Origin of the sequence: Corynebacterium flavescens (assembly GCF_008693105.1) — a bacterium.
Taxonomy (GTDB): domain Bacteria; phylum Actinomycetota; class Actinomycetes; order Mycobacteriales; family Mycobacteriaceae; genus Corynebacterium; species Corynebacterium flavescens.
In genome coordinates this window covers 34,341-58,756 of record NZ_VXKK01000034.1, presented here as the reverse complement: position 1 = coordinate 58,756, position 24,416 = coordinate 34,341, and the positions used below count along the sequence as shown (strand labels likewise).

The following is a 24,416-nucleotide window of genomic DNA, read 5'->3' as shown; positions in this document are numbered from 1 at the left end:
TTCTAAGCCGGCGCGCCGGCCACGTGAGCAGGGTCAAGCGCCCATGCCGAGGCAAGAATCTTCATTGAGGAAAGCACCTCATCGTGCGTGGTGGACTGCAGGGAGATCATCAGCTCATCGGCCTGGGCTAGGCGCTGGAAGTCCTCCAGATAATCGCGGACCTCGGATGCAGTACCCACCGCGGAGTACTTCAGCATGTCGAGGATCTGCTGGCCCTGATAGGAGTCCCGAATCTGCTTAATCTGGCTATCGCTGAAGTTCTTCCCGCGCCCAGCAAAGGACTTCACGCGCCGCAATCCCACGCGGTCGAACTCGGCGGCGGCAGCCTCCGTGGTATCGGCAGCTGTGACGTTGACGCCGGCGATGACATAGGGCGCAGAGAGGCTCTCGGAGGGCTGGAAATGCGTGCGGTAATGGGAGGTTGCTTGCTCTAGGTGCTGCGGGGCGAAGTGAGATGCAAATGCATAAGGCAATCCGAGCTTGGCCGCCAAGGAGGCCCCGAAGAGGGAGGAGCCCAGGATGTAGATCGGCACGTTGGTATTGGCGCCCGGGATGGCCTGCACGCCGGGGATGAGGGACTTGCCAGCGAGATAGCCCCTAAGCTCCTTGACGTCCTCGGGGAAGCGCTCGGCGGCATGGGAATCGCGGCGCAGGGCGCGGCCCAAAGTGTGCATATCCGTGCCAGGCGCGCGGCCTAGCCCCAGATCGATGCGGTCGGGATAAAGCTCGGCCAAGGTGCCAAACTGCTCTGCCACGAGGTAGGGCGCGTGGTTGGGCAGCATCACCCCACCAGAGCCCAGCCGAATGGAGGAGGTCTTAGCCCCGATGTGGGAGATGAGAACCGCGGGGGAGGAGGAGGTAATAGTCGGCATATTGTGGTGCTCGGTGTACCACATCCTGGAAAAGCCCAGCTCCTCTGCGAGCTGGGCCATTTCTACCGAGCGTTGCATGGACTGCCCGGCGGTCTCCCCCTCATAAATAGTGCAAAAGTCCAAGATTGAAAGGTGTGCGTGTTCAGTCACAGTCCTCAAGCCTTTCCACGGGTGTGTGAAGCAAGTTTCATCGAGCTCATTGTTTTCTTCTCGGTGACAACGCTACGCGTGTTTTTCTATTCCGGGGTGGGGAGTGAGAGGTCCCGTGGTGAGAGCCTCTAGGAGGGGCTACTGCGCGGTAGCCTGCGCCGGAAGGTCCTCCTGTGCGCTTTCGAGCTTGGCAGCCTCGTGTTTTTCGCCGGCCTTGGTCACGACGTCGATAACGACACCGATGATGCAGCAGATGAGGGCGGGGGTGAACCAGCCCAGGCCGACATCCTGGCCCGGAGAGAGCTCCAGGATGGGGGAGAGGAAGCTCGTGCCCCAGCCCTGATCGGAGATGACAGTGAGGGCGGACCACAGCACCGACATCCACAGGGCCAGGCGGTAGCCCCAGTAGAAGACAACGGCCTTCTTGACCAGCGGTTGTATCAGGGCCAGGAAGATGAGGGCAATTGCCGGCGGGTAGAGGAAGGTGATGAAGGGAACCGCAATGGACAAGACGGTGTCGAGCCCCTGAACGGCCAAAGCGAAAGACACGACGCTAAAGAGCACGGCCCAGAAGTGGTAGTTGAGCTTGGGAACCAGCAAGGAGAAGAACTCCGAGGTCGAGGTAACCAGGCCCACGGAGGTGGTCAGGCAGGCCAGGATGACGATGGCGGAGAACACGGATTGGCCGATGGTGCCCATGGTGGCATTGGCGGCGTCGGCAAGCAGGTAGGTGCCGGACTCGTAGGACTGGTTATCGGGCATGGTCTGTGCGATCCAGGCCAGACCCAAGTAGATGAGCGCAAGGATGGAACCGGCAATGACGGCGGCCGTGATGGTTCCGTTGACACGGTGCCTCTTGTCACTAAAGCCCTTGGCACGCAGCGAAGAGACGATGACGATGGAAAATGCCAGACCGGCGATGGCATCCATGGTGTTATAGCCCTCGAAGAGCCCGGTGACCATGGGGGAGGAGACGTAGTCCTCCGTGGGGGCGCCGGGGCTGCGCGGGTTGGCAAAGGCTGCCAGGGTGATGAGCGCGATAAGCAGGATCACCAACGCCGGGGTCAAGAAACGGCCCAGGATGTCGATGATGGAGTTCGGTCGCCACGACAGCAACAGGGTGATGCCGAAGAAGACCAGGTTATAGGCCGCGTTGGGAAATGCTCCTTCCCAACCCAGGAGTGGAGTGATGGCGGTTTCCATGGACACCGCACCCGTTCGGGGCAGTGCATAGAATGCGCCGATGGCCAGGTAAGCAATGACGGAGAATACAACCCCGAAGATCTTGCCACCGTGGTTGCCGATATCGCGCACGGACTGACCGGAAATGGCCACCGCCACGACGGCGAGGGCCGGCAGAATCACGCCGGCCGCGAGGAAGCCCAAGATAGCTGGCCAGAAGTTGGTGCCGGAAGATGCGCCCACCATGGGCGGGAAGATGAGGTTTCCCGCGCCAAAGAACATGGAAAACAGCATCAGTGATGCGATGATAATGGTGATGGCGCGCTTGGGTGGCGCCGCATTAGTTGTTGTAGCCATAGCCGGCCCTTTCACAAATCCAACAGTAGCCATGAGAGACAGTCCACGATCTGAGTAGCCTTGAGAAGAGAGAAACCTAGCTCAAAAGGTGTATGGGGTATATGGCCTGAGATGACATTTCGTACAGAGAGACAATAACTAGTCAACCATAGGAAAGCAAAGGCCACGGGGGTGTGGAAGCGCTAAAAGGCGCCCGTGCCGGAAAATCAAGGTTAGGCGCCTACTTGGACAAACTATTGGTCTATAGAAAAGCTCTGGGTGAGAAGCTAGCTAAAGCGCGCGAAAAGCCGCCTCGATGCGATCGCAAGCCCCTTCCAAGATCTCCCGGGAGGTGGCGAAGTTGAGGCGGGCATGTCCTGCTCCTCCTGAGCCGAAGGCTGTTCCTTCATTCAAGGCGACCTTGGCATTGCGCAGCAGCCACGTAGCCGGGTGAGGGTCCTCGCCGATGGCGGTGTCACGGAAATCCAGCCACATGAGGTAGGTGGCTTGAGGGTGGGAAGTCTTGAGTCCTGGGACACGCCGGGGAAGCTCAGATACCAACCAATCTCGCGTTTCCTTCAGATAGGCGAGCTCCTCTTCGAGAAACTCTCCGCCTTCGCGATAGGCAGCCTCGGCGGCGATAACGCCCAGGGTTCCAGTACCGTCCTTAGCTACACCGGTCAGTCCTTTCCACACAGTGACGTCTTCTGGGTTGGACAAAATGATCTGTGCGCACTTCAATCCGGCAGTATTCCATGCCTTGGAAGTAGCGGTGACGGTGAAGGTGCGTCGTGCTGCGACCTCGCCCAAGGAGGCGACAGGGATATGGGTGCCCTCGTAAACCAAGGGTGCGTGAATTTCATCTGAGATGATGCGTGCATCGTACTTCTGCGCAAGCTCCACCAACGCGCTCAAGAACTGCCTCTCAAGCACCAGACCCAGGGGGTTATAAGGATTAGAAAGCAAGATAGAGCCGGCGCCACGGCGGAAGGCTTCCTCGATTTCCTCCAGATCGAAGTCCGAGGAAACGTCAATGCGCTCGCGCCCGGCCACCTCGGGAAGCTCTAGGAGCGGAGGGTAGGAGGGCACGGGCACAATCACAGGAGAGCCAGGGCGGGTGAAGTACTCCACCCCCAGGAGCACTCCGCGCACGACGTCGCCGATCCAGAATACGGACTGCGGATCCGGGCGCCAGCCATAGCGGCTTTCGTAGAACTCAGCCACGGCCTCACTCAGTCCGGAGGCCTGCGCGGCCGGGGTATAGCCAAAATTCTCTTTCGCGACGGCGGCGCGCATTGCCTCCTTGACGGGGGCGGCGGTGGAGAAGTCGGACTCGGCGATCCACAGGGGCAACACGTCCTCTGGGTATGTAGTCCATTTACGTGTGCCGCGGGCCTTCAGTTCTGTAATGCTGGGAAAGCTGGGAAAGCTGGGAGAATTCATGCTCACAACCCTAGCGCGCCGCGCCCGTGAAGAAAGCGTTATTTTCTGCGGCTTATATGTACTCCCAGCTACTGCGCTGCTTCTTCATGCTCCGCGGCTTCTTCATGTCCCGGCGTGACAAAGCCGTAGCGCTTCAGGCGTTGACGGTCGGCCGCGGAAGCAGATTGCGTAAGCCTGAGCAGTTCGGCATAGATGCCGCCGGAGCGCGCGAGATCGGCGGGTGATCCGATTTCCGCAATCCTTCCCTCGTCGAGGGTGATGATGGTGTCGACATCAGCAATGGTGGAGAGTCGGTGGGCAATGATGAGGGTGGTGCGGTTCTTCATCAGCTCGTCGAGCCCGGCCTGCACCGCGCGCTCGGACTTGGTGTCCAGCGCCGAGGTGGCCTCATCCAGAACCAGAATGGGTGCGTCTTTGAGCATCGCGCGCGCGACGGAGACCCGCTGTTTCTGCCCGCCAGAGAGCTTGAGCCCGCGCTCACCAATGATGGTGTCATATCCCTCGGGGAAGGCACGGATGAAGGAGTCGGCGTTCGCCCGCTTGGCGATGGCGACTATCTCCTCATCGCTGGCCCCCGGCTTGCCATAGGCGATGTTTTCCCGGATCGTGCCCGAAAACAGGTAGGACTCTTGGAAGACCACGCCGACGGAAGAACGCAGGCGGGCGGCGCTGAGATCGTCGACCTCGTTGCCGAGCACGCGTAGGTGCCCGTGGCTGGGGTGATACAGGCCGAGCAAGAGATTAACCAAAGTTGATTTTCCGCCCCCGGATTCCCCCACCAAGGCGACCTTGTGGCCCTCCTCGACGGTGAACGTGACATCCTCGATGACCGGCTTGCCCTCCTCATAGGAAAAGGAGACGTGGTCGAAGTCGATGACAGGTGCCCCGGGTCTGGGCTCGAGCGGGGGTACCGGAGTGAGATCGAGGACGGGGACGTCGGAAGCCCGGGTGGCCTCGATGAGACCGCGGTTGGCCGTGGGTTCGGGCTTTTCCTCCATGACGGTGAAGTAGTCGCGGGAGCCGGCGACGGCACGCTGCGCGGAATCGACGATCCAGCTCATCATGAATACTGGCTGCTTGGCCATGGTCACCAACTGCAAGAGCATGACCATGTCCCCGATGCTGAAGTGGCCCTCGAGGGTGCGCCAAAAGATCAGGGCGTAGATGCACAGGAAAATTAGTGCCATGGCCGCCCCGCGGGCGGTATCCATGGAATGCCACCAGCGTGATTGAGGCTTCGTGGTATCGACGATCTTGCGGTAATGCTTGCCAAAAGCACTGAGCTCGCGTACCTCGGAGACGAAGGACTTGGCCACCTTTACTTGGCCGATAACCTCGGCAAAGCGCCCATTAGCCAGGTCAATATGTTGGTTCTTTTCCTTCTCATATTTCTGCCAACGCCGCGAGGTCAGCGCGGTGAGCCACATATAAAGAGGGAAGAGCGCAGCCAATAGTACGGCGAGTGGCCAGTAGTAGAAGGCCGTGATGACCAGCACCGCCACGGCCTGGATGATCATGGTGAAGAAGTTATTGGAAAAGGACTGGACAAACTGGGTGATATTGGAAATCGAGCGATCGAGGCGCGCGATGATGGTGCCGGTGACCTGGTTGTCGTAATAGGCCTGCGGAACCGAAAGTAACTTGGCAAAGTAGCGGGTGGACAGGATCTGGCGCAGGCGCGAGACCATCACGTCACCGATATAACCGCCGACGTTGCTGAACAGGGAGCCTGCCGCATCGGCCACAAAGAGTAAGAAGGCCAGCAGCAAGACAGTGCTCAGTGCTTGTGATGCTGGGCTTTCTCCGCCCAGCGCAGAGACAATGGTGTCGGTAGCTTCCCGGATCATAAACGGCGAGATGAGCGCGAGCACGGCACTCAACGTTGCGGTGATGAGTACCCCGAGATAGAAAGGCCACAGCGCAGAGGCGCTGCGGGCGATGCGAAGAATTGAATTCACGGGAAAGAAGTGACTCTTTTCTGCAATGGAGGGCGTACATTAAAACTCTGGGGCAGTTGCCCTATAGCAACGCACCAGTATGCCACCCCCGCCCGACATTAAGCCAACATCACCCCACGGGATGCTGGCTCGGCGCATCCCGTGGACTAGAGTAGCTGGGCAGAACAGATCTCGCCCGAAACCTCGAAGGAATCTCGCACGGTGTACATCCCCCGAAAAACTTGCGCGGGCCTCGTGGCCCTTCTCGCCTTCGCCGCTACCGGCTGCGCCATCCTCAAGCCCGAGCCCTCCGGGCTGGGAGAGGACATCGTTGTCTCCAGCTCTGAGCCCCCCTCCTTTGAGGCTCAAGACGTCGATGACAAGGAGATCACCTCTGACTTGGGAGCCCCCGTCGATGACGAGGGCTTAGGCGTGCAGTGGGAGCTGCAGAAGATCTACTCCGATAGCGTGCGTGGCTCGGTCATTACCATCAAGGTGCACAACAAGAACGATGTGCCGCTTCCCGTCGATGCCATCAAAGAGCCCACCCTCGAGCGTGCAAATGGTAACGGCGGGTGGAGCAAGGTCAGCCTGCTTCCTTATGATCCGGTAGCCAACGCGGATGTCGCCGCACCAGGGCTCGATGAGCCGCTAGGCGCCGGTGCCGCAGCCAACTTGCAGTACCGCTTCGATGTAGCTCCAGCCAATCTCTGGAACTCCCGTCTGCACATAGGAAACGTCACTTGGGTTGGAGAGCTTAATCTATGACGGATAACTCAGAGGGCCCAGACGGACCGGCGACACATCCAAACTCAGCGAATGCTGGGCAGCCTGCAGGTTTCGCGCCTGAACTAGTCGTCCTCGCCTCGCCGGATGGACGCGCCATAGGCACCGCGGACAAAGCGAGCGTACACAGCACAACTACGCCTTTGCACTTTGCCTTCTCCGCCTGGGTCATCCGAGACGGAAAGGTGTTGCTCACTCGCCGCGCTTTGTCCAAGCTCACCTGGCCAGGGGTGTGGACGAATAGCTTTTGCGGGCACCCCGGACCCGGAGAAGAAACCAGAGCCGCGGTGATACGCCGTGCCGCCTTCGAGCTGGGAATCGAGCCCACGAGTCTAAGCGCGCCGCGCCTAGTCCTGCCAGATTTTTCCTATCGCGCTGTCGATTCCTCGGGCATTGTCGAATACGAGATCTGTCCCGTCTACGTCGTCGAACTCACCGGCCCCGATCCGCAGTTCAACCCGCAGGAAGTTGACTCTTTAGCCTGGGTGGGTGCTCGGGAGCTAATCGAAGCCGCCAAGGCTGCCCCCTTCGCCTTTAGTCAGTGGATGATAGAAGAGCTAGCGCACCCCGAGCTGCGGGCAGCCCTTATTCCGGATCACTAAAAGCAGCCGAGATATAGTCCAAGCCGCCGTGAGTGATGCGGGCTTTCCCGGTGTCAAGGTTAAATGTCCAAATAGAGTGTTCAGGGCGGTATGCCTCGAAACCGGTTTCTCCATCCCGGGCGAAGGTGTGCAGCCAGCCATTGAGGCGTGCCGCCGCCGCGGAAGAATGTACGTTAAAGAGGAACCGCAGTTCATCGCAATGTAGTGCCGGCCTGCCTTCGCGCTGGAACTCAATCATCCAGGTCGGGCCAGGGGCTTGCTCCGCCACCTGAGCCACCCAGCGACGAATGGTGGCGTCACCGATCATGCGGCCAATGACGTGCTTGCTATCGAGGCTTTCGGCCACTTGGTACCAACCGCGCAAGGAATTGGGCGGAAAGCCAAACTTACGCGCCAGCGAGTTCACGATGAGACGCCGGAAGATCGATCGATCCGCCTTTTGCCCGGAGGGCACGCCATAAAACTCCTCGCGAGTGGAGGTGACGACAATCGGTATATCCGCCAGCTCCGCGCAATCGAGCGGATAAGGACCAAGTGCCATGTCGTAGTTGAATTTCTTGCGGAATCGGGCGTAGCCGCGGTCGAGGCGCTGCTTGCTCATGGCAGCGAGTGACTTGCGGCTGATGGGCTGTTTGAGAGCGCCGCGCAGCGCGGGCTTGCGCTTGTCATAGCTCTGACGCGGAAAGCACGGCGAGAGGGCGAGCACCCTCCGGAAAGCCCCGCGATAGTGGTCACGCCGGGCAAGCCACAGCGCGGCGGCTGCCCCGGCGGATTGTCCCACCAGAGTGACATTGGTGGGATCCCCACCAAAGGCCTCGATGTTTTTCTGCACCCACTCTAGGGCCAGTTGGCAGTCATCGATCCCGCGATAGCGATGTGGCTCATCTCCCAAGAAGCGGGCAAACCCGGCCAGGCCTACCCGGTATCCCAGCGAAACGTGGACGAAGCCAGCCCGAGCGTTAGCGCTGCCATCTGCACGCGGATCCTCGTGGGAGCCGCTTTCGAAGCGGCCACCGTGGATGTAGACAATGACGGGGACGTCACGGGCGCGGGCGGGGGCAACGACGCTGAGTGCGACCGCATCTGGACGCGGCGTGCGAGCATCTTGATCGACGGGAGCGCTCATCTTCTCGGCGGGGCGGAAGTCACCCGGTATCGAGGAATACGAGAGGGAATGAAAGTAATTGATGCCGGCCTTGGTCGTGCCGGTGATCTGCCCAGAAGGGGAGGCCACCGTCACTGTAGGCAGGGTTGAAGATCCGGCGGTATCCGGGGAGGGGTCTGGCGAAAAGTGGTGCGAGCTCGGCATGGTAGCTAGATTACCCCGGGCTGGTTGGCGTACTAGGATTAAAGCCCATGGATTGGTTAGGCGATATCGGCAGCACTCTCTCACAGGCGCTCGTGCAGGCCCCCATCTGGGTTCAGATGCTGGTGCTGCTCGTCGTTGTCGTGCCGATCATGGTCGTGGCGGCCTGGGTAGTGATGTGGGTGGTGGACCGAGTGGCGGGTTTTCTCGGCGGAAAAGTCCACCCCAAGAAAGCCTCAGAAGGCTCCAGCACTAAGGTAGAAAACCATGTCTAATCCCCAGCAGGAACCCTCCGACCCACGGGAAGGCCTTTGGGACCCAGAGCGCAAACAGCGCCCGCGTAAGCGAGCGCTCCCCAAATCGCGTGTGAGCCTCACGCTGTGGGCGATGATCGTGTTGATCATCGTGGTCGCGGCGCTGGGGATCTTCTTCTAGCCTGCGGTGTGGCGGCTGGAGGCTCGCGCCATCCGGCGGAACATCTCTAGCGAGTCCAAGTCCTCGATGAGGACGGGAACTCCTGCGCTATCGCACAGTGGGATACACCAGTTGGGGTAGAGATCCCGGGTGGTTCCAGGCTGGTTCTGTGCGCGGACATCTCCCACCATATCCACCAGGCTGGTGCAGGTCAGCACGGCAGCACTCCCAGCAATGAACTCGTGTAGAGCCACTACAAGTTCTTCCTCTCGGGCGAGATCATTGTCCGCGCCATCGTGGCTGGGAAGTGCGATTCCCGCAGAGGCAACGGCTCCGAATACGCGGGCCTGCCATTGGGAGTCCTCGGCTTCCTCCTCGGCGACCGAGCGAGTGAGCAAACCCAGCCTTGCACGAAGCGCGATGTGATCGCCTCGAAGATAAGCTAGCGTGGGCGGGAGATCATGCGTGCCCACTGAGGCCAGCGAGAGCTGGCGGTACTCCTGCGGGGGCAGGGGGGTCTCGTTGTCCTCAGCGCGCTCAAACCACACGATCGAGGTGCCAAGTACTCCTCGTTCAGAGAGGACGCGGCGGACCCACGGCTCCACGGTGCCGAGGTCTTCACCGATCAACACGGCGCCGGCGCGTTGCGCCTCCAAGCTCAAGACTCCCAGCATGGCCTCCCAGTCATAGGAGACGTAGGTGCCCAGTTGCGGCGAAGACATGCGTGGAATCCAAAACAGGCGGAAGAGGCCAAGAATGTGGTCCACGCGCACGCCACCGGAGTTGCGGAGCACCGTGTCGAGCATCTCGCGCCAAGGCTCGTATCCGGCCTCGGCCAAACGCACAGGATGCCACGGTGGTTGCGACCAGTCCTGTCCGAGTTGGTTGTAGTCATCCGGGGGAGCGCCTACCGAGCACTGGGGCGCGAGATAGTCTGCCAGATTGCTCGCATCTGCGCCTCCGGGGTGTACGCCGACTGCGAGATCGGTGATGAGGCCGATGCGCATTCCCGCTTCGCGGGCCCTGCGCTGTGCCACGGCAAGCTGTTCATCACACAAGAACTGCAGCCAGGAATAGAAACGGATGATCTCCTCAAAGTCCTCGTTTTGTGCGTGGCGATAACCGGAAAGGTTCTCCAGCTCGCGCTCGGCGCACCACGTAGCAAAGTCTCGCAATCCGCGACCCTGCTCGCGGGCATAGCTGACGAAAGCCGCTTCGCGTTCCGGCGATGACTTCAGCGTGAAGAGCTCTCGCAACACCTGCAGCTTGGCTTCAAAGATGGTGTTGCGATCGATTTCCTCGGCACTGCGATTGCGTGCACGGAACTCTTCGGCGAGCTCTGCGACATCTTCCTGCAACTCCTGGCTCAGCAATGCGAGCTCAGGTACGTCCTCGATGTGCAAGTAGATAGGGTTGATGAAGCGCCGGGTAGTGGGCAGGTACGGTGAGTCCTCGATCGGCGGAAAAGGCTCGGCGGCATGCAGCGGATTGATAAGCAAGTAGTCCGCATCCTTGGCCAGCTTTTCTGCCACCTGGGCCAAGTCCGCGAAGTCGCCGATGCCCCAGGAGGATTCAGAGCGCAGCGAATAAAGCTGTGCCATCACGCCGGCTGCGGGCGTTTCCACATAGGGATCGGCGGTATTCAACCGGGACGGGGTGATGATAAGGGGGCAGCTTAGACCTGCGGGCTCCGGCGCGCAGCCCGGCGAGTGAAGGATGATGCGGTGGTACCCTAGCGGCAGATCGCCAGGAAGGTGGAAAGAGGCCTCGCCCCACGCTTGCCCGGCGACGTCAGCGGCTGGCGCATCATTGGGGTCTTGGTATACCTCGCGCGTCCCGCCGCCCTCTAACTCGATGTGGACTTCTGCCGGGTCCCCGTCGTGGACATGCACTGGGAAAGAACGCTCCTCGCCTTGCGGGGCAACCACGCAGGAGGGCAACGGACGGGAGGCGCGTGCAAGATATTCCCCATAAAGCAGGCCAGTCAGCTCCTGCGCATCGGGGTCCTCGGAGATTTCCACGCCCAAGGCCCGCAGAGTGTAGACAACGGTTTCCTCGCTGACGGTTACCTCGTAGCCGGCCTGAGACATATAGGAGCTGGCGACGCCGTAGCGTTGTGCAAGCTCTTCGAGCAATTCACGGTTCCTCACGACGCCTAATTCTGCCACGGTCCAGCGGCGCGTGCGCCGCTATTGGTTGGTAGTGTGGACAAAAGATGTCTCGGAGCTGTTTCTTAGCTGTTTTCTAGGCTTTGTTTTGATGTGTCTCTGCCGTGCGAAAGGACTCCAACACTATGACGCTGCAAGAAGTTCATACTCCCGCCGAGTTTGAAATCGAAGAGGGCGATACCTGCCTGACCCGCATGCTCGCCACTGCGAAAGCTCGTCCCCACGGGGTGATGTTTACCCGCCCCGCCAATTACGAGTGGGTAAACGTCACCTCGAAGCAGTTTGTGGAGGAGGTCTACGCAGTGGCAAAGGGTTTGATTGCCGCAGGCGTTGAGCAGGGGGATCGCGTCATCCTGCTTTCTTCGACTCGCTATGAGTGGTCCCTTTTAGACTACGCCATCTGGGCAGCCGGTGCGGTGTCCGTCCCGGTCTATCCTTCCTCCTCGCTATCGCAGATTCAGTGGATCACCGAGGACTCTGGCGCTGTGCTTGCTATTACGGAAACGCGTGAGCATTCCGAGCTAGTTGGCCACTTGGTTCTGCATTCTGATGGGCAACCCAATATTAAGGATTCGCCCTCGAAGCTGCGACGCTTGCTGGAGATAAACTCTTCGGCCATCGATACCCTGAAGTTCGAGGGGCGCGGCGTCGAGGACGCGACCGTCGAAAAGCGCATCGCGGATACCAAGACGGATGACCTGGCCTCGTTGGTCTATACCTCCGGAACTACCGGCCGCCCTAAGGGCTGCATCCTTACCCACCGCAACTGGCTGGCGGAGGTGCTAGGTCTTCTCACCAATCCCATTGGGGCGATTGCCGTGCCTGGCTCCCACGTGTTGACCTTCCTCCCTCTGGCGCACGTGCTCTCCCGTGCAGTTTCTTTGGCTGTGGCCATTGGTGGCGCATCCCAAAACCACTGGTCGGACTTCAGCACCATTTCCATCGAATTCGCGCGCTCGCGGCCTAACCTCATCCTGGGGGTTCCGCGCGTATTTGAGAAAGTGCGCAACGGTGCGGCTGCGAAGGCGCACCAAGGCGGAGCGTTCAAGGGCGCCACCTTCGATCAGGCAGAAAAGGTTGCCATTGAATACTCCAAGGCGCTCGACAAGGAAGGCGGTCCAGACCGTTTCCTGAAAGCTAAGCACCGCATCTTTGACAAGCTGGTCTATTCCCAAATCCGCAACGCCATGGGCGGCGAGGTGAAGTACTGCATCACGGGTGGCTCAGCCATGAGCCCAGATCTCCTGCACTGGTTCCGTGGGCTGGGTGTGACGGTCTATGAGGGCTACGGCCTTACCGAGGTGGCTGCCGCCGCAGCCGTTGACTTTGAGAACCAACTCATCGGTTCCGTCGGCACTCCGCTAGGGGGCACCACCATCCGCGTCAATGATGATGGTGAGGTGCTCATCAAGGGTGACATCGTCTTTGCCGGTTATTGGAATAACCCAGAGGCAACCGAGGAGTCTTTGCACGACGGTTGGTACAACACCGGCGATCTGGGTGAGATCCTTGATTCCGGAAAGATCATCATCACTGGCCGTAAGAAGGACCTCATCGTCACTGCTGGTGGCAAGAACGTCTCTCCCGGTCCCATGGAGGATATGCTGCGCGCCCACCCGCTCATCTCCCAGGCCATGGTTGTCGGGGACGGAAAGCCCTTCGTGGGCCTGCTGTTGACCCTCGATGAGGAGGCGATGAACCGGTGGAAGCTCGAGCATAATATTCCCGCGAACCGTTCGATGCGGGAACTAGCCACGGATCCGACACTGCGCGCGGAAATTCAGGATGCGATTAACCAAGTCAACTCCACCGTTTCCCATGCTGAGGCAATCAAGAAGTTCTTCATCCTCGAGGCTGACCTCACTGAGGAAGATAACGAGCTCACGCCGACCATGAAGGTCAAGCGCTATATTGTGGCCCAGCGCTACGCGGATGCGATCAACCATATCTACTCCAAGAAGGGGTAGTTTAGGGGCCTCGGCCCACGTGGCTGGAGAGTGCTGAAACTAGTCTGTGAGTTTCTTCGGAGTGTCGCGCAGACTCCGTTTAGAATCTCGAATAGAGTCAGCACTCGTCATGTTAAGTCTCAACCTCTACTAGAGGTTATTTGCAAGTTTGCGGAAAGGAGCGGCCTGAAATTCCATGCATAAAATTGCCGCTGAGCTGCGCCACCGCGAGCTGACTCAAGAGATTTATAACATCGGTGATGAGGTAGTCGAGTACATCGAGCATCTCATCGAAGCCATCGAGGACTGGGATGACGAGCTGGCACTCGATTGCCTAGCTGAGCTGGGAGATATCGTCGACGATGCCCGGGTAGACTCGGGTCGCTGCGTAGGCGAGCTCATTGGTCTGCGCCAAGCGCTGGTCTCCGGCGTGCGCGGCGGAACCATCTCCGCCGCCGCGTCTGCTGATAACTCCTTAGAGGAGCCCAAGCAGCTGAGCGCTAGGGCGCTGGAAGCCAGGTTCCCCATCTCAGGGCCGCCTGTCATTGTCCATGAGCTGGCAGCAGCCCTGCGTGCACGCACCGCGGGAGTAGCCGATTACCTGCGCGAAATGGTTGAGTACGTCCTCGCACAGACAGAGGCTGTTGCCCGCAATCTTGACATGGTCTCGCTTCCGCACCTTTACAACCGCGCGGGCCAATCGGTGCTCATCGCCGTGCAGGCTTGGCGCCACAGCGTGGTCGAAGCGCACCCAGCGTACGTACGCACCATGCGGGGAAATAATCCGCCTTCTTTCCTCGACGAGCGCGCTCGCATCGCCGAGATTGTGGCACGCGTTGCCGCAAAGAAAGAAGCTGCCCGCCAGGCCGACGCCACTGCTTAAAGGTGATCTTCTGGTTTTAGAGTGCGTTGATTTTGATTCCGCATGGGCCCAATCCTTCAGGATAGGCCGGATGGCCTTGCTCCCGCACTGCCTAATTCTGGCTAGGCGGCCCGGCTGTGGATAACCGGGGCGGTGCGGGTGGGTTATCCACAGTTTCCTTACTGGGTGCGGGTTGGGGATTGTCGCGGCGGTGGGCGGTGTCTTAGCGTGGCGGTCATGGGCTTGCAGGAGTATTTCGCACAACTCGGCCGAGGTGTTGACCTCGTTGCCGAGTGCTCGGGGCTTTCTGCCCCGGACCTTGAGAAGATGGGGGCTAGCGCGCAGGATGCCGCCGAGCTGATAGGCCTGCACGCCATCTACTTCGGCCCCACACCCTATACCGGCAAGCAACGCTTAGCCGTTAATGCGGCCAGGCGCAACGGGCACGCCCTGAGCACCCTGCACCAGATCGAGTCTTTTACCCGCCGCGTTCAAGGGCGCCTGGCGGCGTGGAACCTGCGCGTAGAGCTATGCGCCACGCCCAGCGAGCAGGTTACTGCGGTAGCCAGGCGCCGGCTGCGTGAGATGCGTGTTCCCCGCACGTATTGCGAGCGCGCGATGTTGCGCCAGCATCCCAACGGGCTGGCTACCTTGACTGTGACCGGTAATGGGTTGGATATGGCGGATGCTTTCCGGACTATTGACCACAATCGACCAGGGGAAAGTTTTATAGCCCGCATGCTCGGCAAGGCAGACGGGGCCCCGGCTGGGCGTACTCGTGTGACGACCATGGCAGTCCTCCGGTTGGAGGACTACGGGAAGCTTGTACGCCGCGAGGGTGGTGATGTGATGATACGCACCACCAGTGGGACTGTTATCACCGGTGCGCAACTTGTGGAACGCGCCTGTGCCAACGAGGGTCTTATCACGATCATCAGCCGTACACACGGGCCGGTGGACTTGTACCGCTTTGATCGCTTTGCCTCGTTAAAGCAGCGCACGATGCTGGCAGCAGAGCATCCCACGTGTGCGTGGCCGGGCTGTAGCATCCCGGCAGAGCGGGGGCAGTTTCACCATCTCACGCCGTGGAGTCATGGTGGGGAGACTAACGTTGCCAACCTGGTGACCTTGTGTAGTTATCACAACGGGGTTAATGAGGATGATCCGAATGCGCCACCACGGCGCGGGCGCCTTACCCGCCAAGGCGGGACAATAGTCTGGCAGCCCCCACACACTAGCCGTTAGGGCCACACAGGAACCTAACGGCGAATTCCAGCACCCCAAAACATACCCCGGCGGGCAAGCACCGACAATGGTCAAGACTGTGACTGTGCGGTGGAGATTATCGAGGAAAATGCCGCCAAGGGACCCGCTTTTTGCCCGCCACTCCCACCACGCACTCTAAAACCCAGAAGAGCCCTTAAAGGCCCTTTCTGGACTTAACTCTGGCTACCCGGCTGGAAAACTGCCCCGCTCGCCTGTGCGTAGGCTGCGGGGTCTATTCGTCTGGAACAGGGCTTGTTCGATGGCACGGACCACTCGCTCGGGATGCGCAATGAGCTCCTCAGATCTGATGCGAAGAGTCTGGTGTTTTCTTCCCCGTGTTTGAATATTAGCTGGAGTCTTCTTCTGCTCATCAACGACAACATAGAGCCAGTTGTTCAGGCACAAGAGCACGTGTTCCTCAGTGCTCGGGTGCATGCGCATGGTGCAGGGGATACCTGCGGCGAGAATGAGGGCGCGGCACAGTGATTGCAACGGGCTACGGGAGTTATCTGCGGCAGCATCAATGACTGCCCGCGCAATCCGAGCATTCTTTACCCGGCCAAGTGCCGTGATTTCTTGTGCGAGCTCCTGGCGTTCTATGCCCGCGCGCAGGGCCGACTCGGCGGCAACGAGCCCGTCCACCAAGCCGTGAAAGCGCGCTATATCCACCACGGCGCGGGCGGGGCTGACGCATCTAGCTCCCTGTATCTGTTCGCAAGACAGCAGGACGGTCTTGCGATACCTCCAGCCCTTCTTCCAGCGGGACCTACTGGGAAGATTGGTGCCAGGCAGGGCTAATTCGATCTCCTCGCGAGGACGTGGAATAACCCACAGACCGTGGACGCGAGCCGCAGACTTGGATATAAGCACGGCGGTGTAGCTGCTGCGGGCGGCGGCTAGGGCGCGCAAGCGCATCCGCTCCGAGGAGGAAAGGGCAGCGTAAACGTGAGGGGCAACAGCCATCCGCGGTGCCAGTTTCAGCAGGGTTTTAGAGTCGGAGGTCTCAAAGGAAGTGGGAAATTTCGCGGTTCCCTTGTGCACCGTGATGAGTGAGCAATGGTTGTGGGCGGTAGTCATGTCCACTAGCTAAGGCCACGGGGCGCTGAGTATTCGAGGGCGAAAACGAAAACTGTGGATAACTCGGCGCCGGCATCGTGTTAATGACAAGTGTCGATGATGCCGCACCGCGTTATCCACAGTGCGTTCTCTCTAACCAGGGTTTCCGCTAGAGGGCGGGAACCGGAGGCAGGGGAGGAGAGTTAGTGCTTATTGCTGGGCCCCGGGGGAAGCCTGGTCAAGCTGCTCGGTAATCTGCGGCCACAGCTGGCCCATGATGTCATTCCAAGTCAGAATCCACACGGCGCTATCCTTGTCAGCCTTGCCAACGACGACGAGCTGCTCATTGCGTGCGCGCATGTGGTCCAGCGTCTTTTGCACGGTCAGTGAGGGAGAAACGCTCAAGGCGGGGCGAGAGAACTCCAGCACCGGGGTGGCCGGATCCGCCAAGAGGGTGTCGCGCACGTGCACCATGCGCGGCTCGCGCGAGTCCTTGGGGAGAACCAAGATGCGCATGACGTTCTTCTGGACGACAAGCTTCTGCAGGTCCGCGACGGTGGCATCGGGGGAGAGGGGAACGACTTCGGAGCCGTGCTCGCGGGCGAGCGCGCCGGCCGTTGCCGCCTCCATCTCAATGACGCCGGTGATCTGGCTGGCTGAGGCATCATCCATTGTTCCCAGTTCGCGCGAGTGCTCCACGAGGGTGCGCAGGGTCTCCGCGTCGTAGCCGGCGGCACCAGCACGGTTGACGGGTTCCTCACCAGCCAAGATGACCAGCTTATTGGACATGTGGTTAATCCAGCTGAGCAGCGGGCGGAAGATCCAGATGAATCCGCGGGCGGGGATAGCAATGATTTGCAGAGCCGTTTCCGGGTGCGTGATAGCCCAGGACTTCGGCGCCATCTCACCGATAACCAGGTGCAAGAAGGTGACGATGAACAAGGCCAGAATGAAGCTGACGACGTCGGCCACGCCCAAGGGCAGGCCCAGCAATTCGAGTGGGTGCATCAGCAGGTGGTGTACCCAAGGCTTGGTCACAGCACCGAGGATGAAGGTAGCCGCGGTGATGCCCAGCTGGGCACCAGCGAGCATGATGGTCAGCTCATTGAGTGAGCGTAGGCCAGCACGCGAGGCGCGAGAGGTTTCTGCCGTCGCCTCAAGGCGGTTGCGACGGGCACTCATCATGGAGAACTCGATGATGACAAAGAAGCCAGAGGCGGCGATGATAGCTATGGTAACTAGAAGGTTAAACCACCAGGTATCGGTCATTACTTGTCCGCCTCCTTGCTTGCATCGGCATCAGCATCAGCGCTGTGATGACTGTCATGATTGCGGCCTTGGGCCGCATCATCGTCATCGCTGGTATGCCCGTCCGGATACTCCTCAACCAATTCGAGGGAGAGGGAAGATGGGACATGGCGGTCAACTTCCTTGACCCGGGCGAGAAGGAAGCGGTGCGGTGCCTCGTCGGCATCGACCCAGTCTTCCGGCTCTGCCTCGAGGGCAATCTTGTATTCGTCGCCTTCTTCCGGCAGCGCGCCGGATTCAGAGATGAGCAAACCAGAGATGGTCTCATAATCCCCGTCGGGGAGGTCATGGCCCACAGCACGCTCGATCTCGTCGATGGGGGTGTCTCCGTCGACGATCCAGTGGGAATCATCCTGTTCGGTGATTTCCTCGGTCTCTTCGATGTCGTGTTCGTCGGTAACATCACCCAGAATCTCCTCCGCGAGGTCTTCCATGGTGACGATGCCAACAAAGCCGCCGTATTCATCGATGACGCAAGCCATCTTTTCCCCGGCATCCCGCAACTCAACAACGACGTCGGGAAGCGGCATAAGTTCGGGGACAACGAGAGGCGTTTGCATGATTTCGGTGGCTGCCGTGGCATCAGGCTTTTTGTTGCGCAGCACGTCGAAGAGGTGCACGACTCCGATGGGGTTGTGCTCGTCATCGATGACGGGGTAGCGCGTGTGCTCTGTGGACATCATCTCGCGGACCTCGCCGATGGTGGTCTCAGGCGCAATGACATCCACGCGCGAACGTGGAATCATGGCGTGCTCGACGTCGTGATCGGGGAAGTCGAGCAGGCGGTCCAAGACCATGTACGTATCCTCGTCGAGCTCACCGGCCTCGTGGGAGGCGTCGACGATGGACTCAAGGTCATCGGTCGTAGCGGAGGAATCAAGGTCCTCGACCGGTTCGATGCGGAAGAGCTTGAGAATCGCGTTCGACGAGTACTCGAAGAAGTGAATGAGCCAGCCGAAGATGCGCAGGTACCACATCGTCGGTGTAGAGAGCCACAGTGCCGTCTTCATTGGGGCGGCGATGGTGTAGTTCTTGGGGAAGAGCTCGGCGAAAAGCATCGAGGCCACCGTGGAAATCAGCAGGGCCGATACGGTACCAATCGCAACTGATACGCCGGTGGGAATGCCCACGTCTCCGAGCAATATCCCCAAGCCTTGGCCAACTAAGGGCTCGGCGATGTAGCCTATGAGCAGGCCGGTGACCGTGATGCCCAGCTGCGCTCCCGAGAGCATGAAAGAGGTCTGGTGCGTAATCTTGAGCGCGCGTGCGGCGCGTTTATCCCCTTCCGCGGCAAGCGCGCGTAGCTGCATGCGGTCGACGGACATGTATGAGAATTCTTGGGCCACGAAATAAGCGTTCGCTACGATGATGAGGCCGATTACTAAGAATCCGCCCAAAATCATTAGAATTGCAGAAATCAACGTTTACCCCACTCCTGAATTGTTGAGCGGGGACATCGACTCGGAGGTTCCACTGAAGGTGCCTTTCTGTACTTGGGAAACTGGAAACATACTACATGGAAAACGCCCGCTTCGGCTATTTAGTGCACCCCTCGTTAGGCTTTAAACCATGACTGTTCTCTTTGGCGTCTATATCCATGTGCCCTTTTGCTCCACACGCTGTGGCTACTGTGATTTCAATACCTACACTCCGGGTGAGCTCGGATCACCACGAGATCTCACCGGCCCTTACCTCGATGCTTTGGATAAGGAGCTCAGTCTTGCTGCACAGCGCGTCGGGAGGCAAGCCGAAACGGTATTCATCGGTGGCGGAACGCCGAGCCTGCTGGGCGCGGGCGGTTTGAGTCGGATTCTCGATACGGTGCGAGAAACCTTTGGACTGAGCGCCGGGGCTGAGGTAACCACCGAATCGAACCCGGAATCGACTTCGCCGGAGTACTTTTCCTCCCTCCATGAGGCGGGGTTCACCCGTGTGAGCCTCGGAATGCAATCGGCTTCTTCAGGCGTGCTGCGTGTCCTGGAGCGCGCGCATACCCCAGGGCGCGCTTTCGACGCCGCCCGGGAGGCACGCGCCGCAGGATTTGAGCACGTCAACCTAGACATGATTTACGGCACCCCCACCGAGACCGATGCGGACGTCGCGCGCACGCTGGAGCGAATCCTCGAGACAGGCGTGGACCACGTCAGTGCTTACTCGCTCATCGTGGAGGAAGGCACCCGCATGGCGCGCAAGGTATCCAAAGGGATTCTTCCTGCGCCGGATGAGGACGTGCTGGCCCGCCGCTACGAACTCATCTCGCAGACTCTGGAGGCGGCGGGGTTTGATTGGTATGAGGTCTCTAACTGGGCGAAGCCTGGTGGCGAGTGCCGGCACAACAGCCTCTACTGGGTCGACGGAAACTGGTGGGGAGCGGGCCCGGGTGCCCACTCGCACCTCGAGGATGAGCGTTTCTATAACGTGAAGCACCCCGCGCGCTACGTTGCGGAGCTGGGTCAGGGGCATTTGCCCATCAAAGAACGCGAGAAGCTCAGTCCGCAGGAGCGTCACACAGAGAAGGTGATGTTGGGACTGCGCATGAGTCAGGGCATCCCCCGTCAGTGGCTCGACGAGCACGCAGCGCCAGTTCTAGAGCGTTTCTCAAGCCAGGGCCTCGTCTACGTAGACGCGGACCGTGTGAAGTTGAGCAAGGCCGGACGCCTGCTCGCGGATGGCATCGTGACGGATCTCTTAGTTGCGGAGGAAGTAGAATAAGGCTCATGTCCACTTCAACTGAGGCCCGCCGCAAGGAAGTGCTGCGCGCAATCATTGCGGACTACATCGCTTCCCAAGAACCCGTTGGTTCTAAATCTCTTCTCGAGCGCTATCACTTGGGGGTCTCCTCGGCCACGATCCGCAACGACATGTCGGTGCTGGAATCGGAGGGGCTCATCGCGCAACAACACGCCAGCTCCGGGCGTGTACCCACGCAGAAAGGCTATCGTGAGTTTGTTGACAGCCTCCATGAGATAAAACCTCTGTCCGCGCCCGAGCGTCGCGCCATGTTGACCTTCCTCGAAGGCGGAGTGGATTTGGAGGACGTGCTCCGCAGATCCGTACAGTTACTGGCGCAGATCACCAAGCAGGCTGCGGTGGTGCAGATGCCCAATCTCAAAGTCTCGCGCGTTAAACACTGCGAAGTTGTCGAGCTTTCACCGCGCCGTCTGTTGCTCGTGCTCATCACAGATAGCGGGAGGGTAGATCAGCGCAATGTCGAGTTGGACGGCAGCATTGACCCGGCGCAGACTCATCGCCTGCGTGATGTGCTCAATAATGCATTGTCCGGAAAGACCTTGGCCGAGGCCACGGCCGAACTCGAGCCTCTTGTCCACGAAGCCGCAGAAGATATTCGCCCCTATCTGCGCAAGGCAGCAACCGTCCTTGTTGAGACGCTGGTGGAGCAACCCTCTGATCGTCTGCTCATGGCAGGGGCCTCCAACCTCACCCGCGTTGCGCGTGAGTTCCCCCAGGGGTTGCCCTCCATCATCGAGGTGCTCGAGGAGCAGGTCGTGGTGCTCAAGTTGTTGGCGCGGGTGCCGGACCTAGGTAATGTTTCCGTGGTCATCGGTGAAGAAAACGAGGAAAACCAGCTGCGTCAAGCCTCGGTGGTCGCCACAGGGTATGGTTCCCCAGGTGCAACTCTGGGCGGACTCGGAGTCGTCGGCCCTACCTTTATGGACTATTCTGGAACAATGTCCAAGGTGAGTGCTGTTGCACGCTATGTGAGTGAGATTTTGGCCGGCAAGTAATCCGGTTAAACTCAACACCTACTGTTTAACCCAGACTGTTCAACCCAGCTGTTCAGTTCTGACAGTTCAAATCAGAAGACCCAACTGACTAGTGAGAAGGAATATTTCTTAAAGTGGCTCGTGATTATTACGGCATTCTCGGTATCGATAAGTCCGCCTCGGACTCGGAAATTAAGAAGGCTTATCGCAAGCTAGCCCGCAAGTTCCACCCGGATGTTAACCCGGGGGACGAGGAAGCCGCCGAGAGCTTCCGCGAGGTATCGCTAGCGCAAGAGATCCTGCTTGACCCGCAAAAGCGCCGCGTGGTGGATATGGGTGGAGATCCCATGGAGCAGCGCGGCGGTGGCGGTGCGGACTTCGGCGGTTTTGCAGGGGGCGGCCTCGGGGATATCTTCGCCGAGTTCTTCGGCGGCGGTGCCTCCCGTGGCCCGCGCTCACGCGTCCAACCGGGCAATGATGCCCTGTTGCGCACGTCCATTTCCTTGGAAGAGGCCTATTCCGGTGTGCAGAAAGTCGTTACCGTCGATACCGCCGTTATCTGTGATCACTGCGCGGGTACGGGTTCGGAGTCGCAGGCTAAGCCGGTTGGTTGCCCCACCTGTGGGGGTGCTGGTGAGATCCAAGAGATGCAGCGCAGCTTCCTCGGCAACGTTATGACCAGCCGCCCTTGTCCGCGGTGTCAGGGTTTCGGGGAGATCATCACCGATCCCTGCAAGCAGTGTGGCGGCGATGGCCGTGTTAAGAAGCGCCGCGATATTACAGTGACCATTCCCGCCGGAATCGGCGATGGGATGCGCATCCGCATGGCCTCCCAGGGCGAGGTGGGCCACGGTGGCGGTCCGGCCGGCGATCTCTTTGTCGAGGTCCGCACGCAGGCGCACGCGGTATTTGAGCGCAATGCGGATGATCTGCACCTCACCGTGCGTGTTCCCATGGTGGACGCAGCCTTGGGCACGAGCTTCGACATCGAGCAGCTCGACGGCGAGGAGCTCACCATCGACATCGCGCCGGGCACGCAGCCGGGCGAGTCCATCGAGGTTACAGGCCACGGCATGCCGCGGCTGCGCACCGATGGTTTTGGAAACCTCTTCGCGCACGTCGATGTGGTTGTCCCGCAGGAGATGGACAAGCGCACCCGAGAGCTTCTGCTCAAGATCCGGGATTCGCGCGGCGAGGATACCCGTGTGCGTCGCAGCGGTGACGGACAGGAAGAGTCCTTCTTCTCGCGTATCCGGGACCGCTTCCGTAACCGTTAGAACCGCTCAAACCCCCATTAGAACTCGTCAGCACCCTCCAGCAACCCTGAGGATTTGGCCGCCATGTCTCTCCCGGTATTTATCCACCCTGACCTCTCGCGTGTTGAGATGGGCCAGCAGGTCACCCTCGAGGGGGCTGAAGCTCGGCATGCAGTGACCGTCAAGCGTCTGGAACCGGGCGAGCGCCTCAAGCTTATCGACGGCACTGGGAGCATCGTTGAGGCCACCGTCACCGCTACCACGGGAAAGGATGGCCTTAGCGCCGTGGCAGACTCCGTGGCGCAGGCCCGCGAGCCGCAGCCGCGGGTGGTAGTTGTTCAAGCCATTCCCAAGTCGGAGCGAGCCGAGCTCGCGGTGGACTTGGCCACGCAGTCGGGTGCCGATGAGATCATTGCTTGGCAAGCAGAGCGCTGCGTGGCCAAGTGGGCAGATCCAAAGAAAGCTGCCAAGGCGCTAGCCAAGTGGCAGGCGAGCGCCGTGGCGGCTGCGAAGCAGTCACGTAGGGCGAGGATTCCGCAGGTGCGCGGACCCTTGAGCACAGCGCAGCTGGCACAGGAGATTTCCGGCAGCTGCGCCTATGTTCTCCATGAGGAAGCCACGGCCTCCATCCGGGACGTGCCCTTGCAAGGAACCGTCTATATTCTCGTTGGTCCGGAGGGGGGAATCGGGGCAGATGAGTTGGCTAAGCTGCCCGCGCAGCCCATCAAACTGGGCCCCGAGGTCTTGCGCACCGCCAGCGCAGCTATGGTTGCGCTTGCCGCCATCGGAATGCGCACGCCACGCTGGTAGCCTGAGTACGTGCCTATAATCACCAAAAAACTGGAACTCGACTCCGCCTACGTTGCCACCGTCTTGGGCAACGCGGATGAGAACCTGCGCGTAATCAATAATGTGCTCGACGCTGACGTATTTGCGCGCGGCACCACCGTCACGGTGACGGGCCCGGATTATGAGGTGGCGCGAGCCAGCAAGCTTCTGGAGGAGCTAGAAGCCGTGGCTCGCCGTGGTCATGCCGTTAATCCGGAGACCGTCAAGCACACCCTTGGTTTCATTGCAGTCGAGGCGCCTCAATCCGTCGCCGCAGCCTTGGCGGCCGATATTGTCTCGCGCCGTGGCAAGACCATTCGCCCCAAGACCGTCGGTCAGTCCGAATATGTTCAGGCCATTGACGATAATACGGTGGTCTTCGGCGTTGGTCCGGCCGGCTCAGGTAAGACCTATCTCGCCGTGGCCAAGGCGGTCCAGGCCTTGCAGTCCAAGCAGGTTTCCCGCATCATCTTGACCCGTCCTGCGGTCGAGGCAGGGGAGAAGCTTGGCTTCTTGCCAGGCACCCTCAATGACAAGATCGATCCTTACCTGCGCCCCTTGTATGACGCCTTGCGTGACATGCTTGATCCGGAGATGATTCCAAAGTTGATGGAGGCGGGCATCATCGAGGTCGCCCCCTTGGCCTATATGCGTGGACGCACGCTCAATGACGCCTTCGTCATCCTTGACGAGGCCCAAAACACCACCCCGGCGCAGATGAAGATGTTCTTGACGCGCCTGGGCTTCGGCTCCAAGATCGTGGTCACCGGTGATATCTCGCAGGTCGACCTGCCGAGTGGGCAGGTCTCCGGGCTGCGACTGGTGCGCCATATCCTCGATGGGGTCCCCGATATTTACTTCGCAGATCTACGCGCGGAGGATGTGGTGCGTCACCAGCTCGTCGGCCACATCGTTAATGCCTACGAGAGCTTCGATGAGCGCAAAGCCGCCAAGTACGAGAAAGAGCAGTAGA

The 24,416-nt window shown here is 60.0% G+C and carries 21 protein-coding genes; 12 read left to right on the top strand and 9 right to left on the bottom strand.

The features are described from left to right. Positions 1-2: 2 nt before the first annotated feature. The 4 genes from F4V60_RS08835 to F4V60_RS08820 all read right to left on the bottom strand — a co-directional run bounded on the left by F4V60_RS08835 (position 3) and on the right by F4V60_RS08820 (position 5,941). Positions 3-1,022, bottom strand: a complete 1,020-nt coding sequence (locus tag F4V60_RS08835) for an LLM class flavin-dependent oxidoreductase (RefSeq protein WP_075730244.1) — start codon at positions 1,020-1,022, stop codon at positions 3-5. Between the two features lie 138 nt (positions 1,023-1,160). Beyond that, complete coding sequence (gene brnQ, locus F4V60_RS08830) at positions 1,161-2,561, bottom strand: branched-chain amino acid transport system II carrier protein (protein WP_075730243.1); 1,401 nt, start codon at positions 2,559-2,561, stop codon at positions 1,161-1,163. 270 nt (positions 2,562-2,831) lie between these two features. Next, complete coding sequence (locus F4V60_RS08825; protein WP_075730242.1) at positions 2,832-3,983, bottom strand: MalY/PatB family protein; 1,152 nt, start codon at positions 3,981-3,983, stop codon at positions 2,832-2,834. A 68-nt stretch (positions 3,984-4,051) separates the two neighbouring features. After that, positions 4,052-5,941 carry an ABC transporter ATP-binding protein gene (locus F4V60_RS08820; protein WP_075730241.1) on the bottom strand — a complete coding sequence of 630 codons (1,890 nt, stop codon included), beginning with the start codon at positions 5,939-5,941 and terminating at the stop codon, positions 4,052-4,054. A 201-nt stretch (positions 5,942-6,142) separates the two neighbouring features. Between F4V60_RS08820 and F4V60_RS08815 the strand changes: the two genes are divergently transcribed. Next, complete coding sequence (locus F4V60_RS08815; RefSeq protein ID WP_232315913.1) at positions 6,143-6,688, top strand: hypothetical protein; 546 nt, start codon at positions 6,143-6,145, stop codon at positions 6,686-6,688. Next, positions 6,685-7,308: an isopentenyl-diphosphate Delta-isomerase gene (idi, locus tag F4V60_RS08810; RefSeq protein WP_084559180.1), complete on the top strand. Its 624-nt coding sequence runs from the start codon at positions 6,685-6,687 to the stop codon at positions 7,306-7,308. Before F4V60_RS08815 ends, idi begins: the two co-directional genes overlap by 4 nt. Here idi and F4V60_RS08805 read toward each other — a convergent pair. Continuing rightward, a complete protein-coding gene (locus F4V60_RS08805; RefSeq protein ID WP_075730240.1) occupies positions 7,292-8,617 on the bottom strand; it encodes a carboxylesterase family protein in 1,326 nt (441 codons plus the stop codon). The two genes, idi and F4V60_RS08805, sit on opposite strands and share 17 nt — an antisense overlap. 47 nt (positions 8,618-8,664) lie before the next feature. Here F4V60_RS08805 and F4V60_RS08800 point away from each other — a divergent pair, with 47 nt between their 5' ends. Beyond that, entirely contained in the window at positions 8,665-8,889 is a 225-nt protein-coding gene (locus tag F4V60_RS08800) for a hypothetical protein (protein ID WP_075730239.1), read from the top strand. After that, entirely contained in the window at positions 8,882-9,049 is a 168-nt protein-coding gene (locus F4V60_RS12540; protein WP_170216865.1) for a hypothetical protein, read from the top strand. The genes F4V60_RS08800 and F4V60_RS12540 overlap by 8 nt, the downstream gene beginning before the upstream one ends. Here the strand turns inward: F4V60_RS12540 and malQ are convergent. Beyond that, positions 9,046-11,178, bottom strand: coding sequence for a 4-alpha-glucanotransferase (malQ, locus tag F4V60_RS08795; protein WP_174775554.1), 2,133 nt, complete (start codon positions 11,176-11,178; stop codon positions 9,046-9,048). The genes F4V60_RS12540 and malQ overlap by 4 nt on opposite strands. Positions 11,179-11,321: 143 nt before the next feature. On the opposite strand from malQ, the gene F4V60_RS08790 reads away from it, so the two are divergent. From F4V60_RS08790 to F4V60_RS08780, 3 genes are all read left to right on the top strand, one after another. Continuing rightward, entirely contained in the window at positions 11,322-13,163 is a 1,842-nt protein-coding gene (locus F4V60_RS08790) for an AMP-dependent synthetase/ligase (RefSeq protein WP_075730237.1), read from the top strand. A 175-nt stretch (positions 13,164-13,338) separates the two neighbouring features. After that, a complete protein-coding gene (locus F4V60_RS08785; protein ID WP_075730236.1) occupies positions 13,339-14,025 on the top strand; it encodes a hypothetical protein in 687 nt (228 codons plus the stop codon). A gap of 216 nt (positions 14,026-14,241) precedes the next feature. Continuing rightward, on the top strand, positions 14,242-15,249 hold the full coding sequence (locus F4V60_RS08780) for an HNH endonuclease signature motif containing protein (RefSeq protein WP_075731252.1): 1,008 nt from the start codon (positions 14,242-14,244) through the stop codon (positions 15,247-15,249). 204 nt (positions 15,250-15,453) lie between these two features. On the opposite strand, the gene F4V60_RS08775 is transcribed toward F4V60_RS08780, so the two are convergent. The 3 genes from F4V60_RS08775 to F4V60_RS08765 all read right to left on the bottom strand — a co-directional run bounded on the left by F4V60_RS08775 (position 15,454) and on the right by F4V60_RS08765 (position 19,055). Further along, positions 15,454-16,347 carry a hypothetical protein gene (locus F4V60_RS08775; RefSeq protein ID WP_075730235.1) on the bottom strand — a complete coding sequence of 298 codons (894 nt, stop codon included), beginning with the start codon at positions 16,345-16,347 and terminating at the stop codon, positions 15,454-15,456. 189 nt (positions 16,348-16,536) lie between these two features. After that, entirely contained in the window at positions 16,537-17,595 is a 1,059-nt protein-coding gene (locus F4V60_RS08770) for a CNNM domain-containing protein (protein WP_075730234.1), read from the bottom strand. After that, a complete protein-coding gene (locus F4V60_RS08765; RefSeq protein WP_075730233.1) occupies positions 17,595-19,055 on the bottom strand; it encodes a hemolysin family protein in 1,461 nt (486 codons plus the stop codon). The genes F4V60_RS08770 and F4V60_RS08765 overlap by 1 nt, the downstream gene beginning before the upstream one ends. Positions 19,056-19,203: 148 nt before the next feature. Here F4V60_RS08765 and hemW point away from each other — a divergent pair, with 148 nt between their 5' ends. The 5 genes from hemW to F4V60_RS08740 all read left to right on the top strand — a co-directional run bounded on the left by hemW (position 19,204) and on the right by F4V60_RS08740 (position 24,415). Continuing rightward, a complete protein-coding gene (gene hemW, locus F4V60_RS08760; RefSeq protein ID WP_075730232.1) occupies positions 19,204-20,346 on the top strand; it encodes a radical SAM family heme chaperone HemW in 1,143 nt (380 codons plus the stop codon). A gap of 5 nt (positions 20,347-20,351) precedes the next feature. After that, positions 20,352-21,380: a heat-inducible transcriptional repressor HrcA gene (gene hrcA / locus F4V60_RS08755; protein ID WP_075730231.1), complete on the top strand. Its 1,029-nt coding sequence runs from the start codon at positions 20,352-20,354 to the stop codon at positions 21,378-21,380. A 113-nt stretch (positions 21,381-21,493) separates the two neighbouring features. Continuing rightward, positions 21,494-22,636, top strand: a complete 1,143-nt coding sequence (gene dnaJ / locus F4V60_RS08750; RefSeq protein ID WP_075730230.1) for a molecular chaperone DnaJ — start codon at positions 21,494-21,496, stop codon at positions 22,634-22,636. 63 nt (positions 22,637-22,699) lie between these two features. Continuing rightward, entirely contained in the window at positions 22,700-23,425 is a 726-nt protein-coding gene (locus F4V60_RS08745; protein ID WP_075730229.1) for a 16S rRNA (uracil(1498)-N(3))-methyltransferase, read from the top strand. Between the two features lie 9 nt (positions 23,426-23,434). Next, entirely contained in the window at positions 23,435-24,415 is a 981-nt protein-coding gene (locus F4V60_RS08740; protein ID WP_075730228.1) for a PhoH family protein, read from the top strand. Position 24,416 lies beyond the last annotated feature (1 nt).